Genomic DNA, 2,989 nt, shown 5'->3' with positions numbered 1-2,989 from the left:
GTTTTTTTGCCGATTTCCAGTGTATAAGTATTATTATAGTCCCTAATTATTATAATTTATAATATTTTGCAATTGATTTAGGATTGCTATAGCAATCCTCGCATCATTTGTGAATTTCTTACGGACTCCCAGCGGGTTCGGGGAGGGTTGGGGTGGGGTAAAAAATTTATGCGACTAATTTAGGATTGCTATAGTTGCCAGCCAAAGTGGATGAATGGTTGCGGGCAGTGCTTTATAGCGTTTCCCGTTCTAGTGAGGTACGATTAATAATCAAGAGTGTTGGGACGTTTTGAGCAACAATGAGAGCCTATTCCCTCGACCTGAGACAAAAGATTGTCGATGCCTATGCAGAAGGTAATCTCTCTCAGCGCCAACTCCCCAAGCAATTTCGAGTCGCACTCAGTTTTGTCCAAAAGTTGTTCAAACAGCAGCCCCAGACAGGCAGCATCGCGCCCAAGCAACGCACCCAGCAAACCCCAACTAAGCTCAATGCTCAGCAGCTAGCGGTGCTAGGGCAACTGGTCGAGGACAACAACGATGCTACCTTAGCCGAACTTTGCCACCTCTTAGAGCAGAAAACCCAGGTGCGGATTGGTCGCTCTACCCTCGACAGGATGCTGAGAAAACTGAACACTACTCTCAAAAAAACACTTTATCCCAGCGAAAAAGAGAGCGAGCGGGTACAGCGGTAACGAGTTGAGTTTTGGCAATTGGTCGGAGGCATTCTGGCTAAGAACCTCGTCTTTATCGATGAAGCGGGCATCAATCTGGCTCTCACTCGCTTATCTGCCCGCTCCGCTAAAGGGCAAAGAGCCAGAGGGAAACGGCCTCACAAGCGGGGCAAGAATGTTTCGCTGATTGGTGCGATTGGTTTAGGTGGGCTGATTACTCAAGTGAGCTTACTCGGTTCGACGGATGGTCTAACGTTTAAAGCGTTTATTGCCCTGCGCTTGGTACCTAAGCTTTGCTCAAGAGCCTGTATACAGATGGACAACTGCTCGATTAATAAAGGTGCAGCGATTAAAGCGTTGATTACCCAAGCTGGGGCCAGACTGATTGATCTGCCGCCTTACTCTCCTGATTTTTCACATATTTCACATATAAAGAACTGTTGGTCGAAGATAAAAAGCTTGTTGCGCTCGATCGGCTAGGAACTATCCTGAGCTTGCAAGAGCCGTTGAGGCAGCTTTTACTCAGGTGTCGCTAGACGATATTCGGGGTTGGTTCACTAATTGCTGCTACTGTACTTCACTTGACTAGGAAACGCTATATGACTGAATATGCGGTGGTGATAGCCGGAGGCGGCCCGACGGGGCTGATGTTGGCGGGGGAGTTGGCGTTGGCGGGTGTCGACGTTGCCATTGTCGAGCGGCGTCCCAACCAGGAACTCGCCGGCTCGCGCGCAGGCGGTCTGAGCTCACGCACCATCGAGGTCTTCGATCAGCGTGGAATCGCCGATCGGTTCCTCTCGGAGGGACAGGTGGCTCAGGTCGCGGGGTTCGCCAGCGTCCGTTTGGACATCAGCGACTTTCCCACCCGGCACAACTACGGGCTCGGGCTGTGGCAGAATCACATCGAGCGGATATTGGCCGGCTGGGTCGGCGAGCTGGGGGTGACGTTCTATCGCGGACGTGAGGTGACGGGCTTCGCGCAGGACCACATCGGTGTCGAAGTCGAGCTGTCCGACGGCCAGTCGCTACGGGCGGAATATCTCGTCGGGTGCGACGGAGGACGCAGCCTGGTCCGTAAGACGGCCGGCATCGAGTTCCCCGGGTGGGACCCGACGATCAGCAGCCTGATCGCCGAGGTCGAGATGACCGAGGAGCCGGAATTGGGCATCCACCGCAATGCCTTTGGCGTCCATGCCTTTGGCAAGGAGGAGTACGAGATCCGCGACGGCGAGGTGGTCTACAAGGATGGGGGGCCGATACGGGTCATGGTGACCGAAGAGCACGTCGGACCGAGGACCGAGCCCACTCTGCGCGATCTCAGCGAGGCGCTCATCGCCGTATACGGGACCGATTACGGGATCCACAGTCCCACCTGGATCTCCAGGTTCACTGATATGAGTCGGCAGGCTGCGGCCTACCGCGACAGACGGGTTCTGCTGGCCGGCGACGCCGCACACGTGCATTCCCCGGTCGGTGGACAGGGCCTCAACACCGGTGTACAAGATGCGGTGAATCTGGGATGGAAGCTGGCCCAGGTGGTCCACCAGACAGCGCCGGAAAGCCTGCTGGATACCTACCATGCCGAGCGCCACCCGGTCGCCGCCCGCGTGCTGCACAACACAATGGCGCAGACCGCGCTCATGCGCGTCGACGATCGCACCGAGGCGTTGCGCGCCACCGTGTCCGAGCTGCTGAGCATGGACGAGCCGCGTAAACGATTCGCCGCGATGATGTCCGGTCTGGACATCCATTACAACTTGGGTGAGGGACACCCGCTGCTGGGACGCCGAATGCCCGATCTCGACCTGGTAACCCCCAACGGCCCGCTGCGAGTCTTCACCCTGCTGCACGCTGCCCGACCGGTACTCCTCAACCTCGGTGAGCCCGGCGGCTTTGAAATCACTCCATGGGCGGACCGGGTTCAGTCGATCGACGCCAAATACGACGGTACGTGGGAGCTTCCGGCACTTGGGGCGGTCACGGCTCCCACCGCCGTATTGATTCGGCCTGACGGATATGTGGCTTGGGTGGGAGACCAAACCCAACTGGGGCTCGTCGACGCGCTAACCACCTGGTTCGGACCGCCTACTGCGGCGTAGCGAACCCGCGTCGAGCGGGATGCAGTGTGATGTCTAACTATTATTAGGTTGAATGTTTCTGTCTATCTTCCGAAATGAGATGGATAGGCAGAACACTTCTGTATATCATCCCTAAACTGGTAGATAAGTAGGGTTTGCTGAATAAGTTAAAAAAAATCGCGATCGGAATTGATGGAGGATTCAAGCTCGGCAAAACATAACTTTTTGTTTTCTATAACT

General features: G+C 55.3%; 1 protein-coding gene and 1 pseudogene. Both read left to right on the top strand.

Annotation, left to right across the window (positions count from 1 at the left end):
* The first annotated feature begins 299 nt into the window (after positions 1-299).
* Positions 300-1,260, top strand: a pseudogene (locus tag E5S67_RS31570) (IS630 family transposase).
* Positions 1,261-1,270: 10 nt separating this feature from the next.
* Positions 1,271-2,770 (top strand): FAD-dependent monooxygenase, encoded by a 1,500-nt coding sequence (locus tag E5S67_RS31565; protein ID WP_172193375.1) that lies wholly within the window; start codon positions 1,271-1,273, stop codon positions 2,768-2,770.
* Positions 2,771-2,989: the final 219 nt, after the last annotated feature.

This window comes from Microcoleus asticus IPMA8, assembly GCF_013179805.1.
GTDB lineage: Bacteria > Cyanobacteriota > Cyanobacteriia > Cyanobacteriales > Microcoleaceae > Microcoleus > Microcoleus asticus.
Note: the sequence above shows the minus strand (reverse complement) of the source record. Positions and strands in the feature narration are given on the sequence as shown.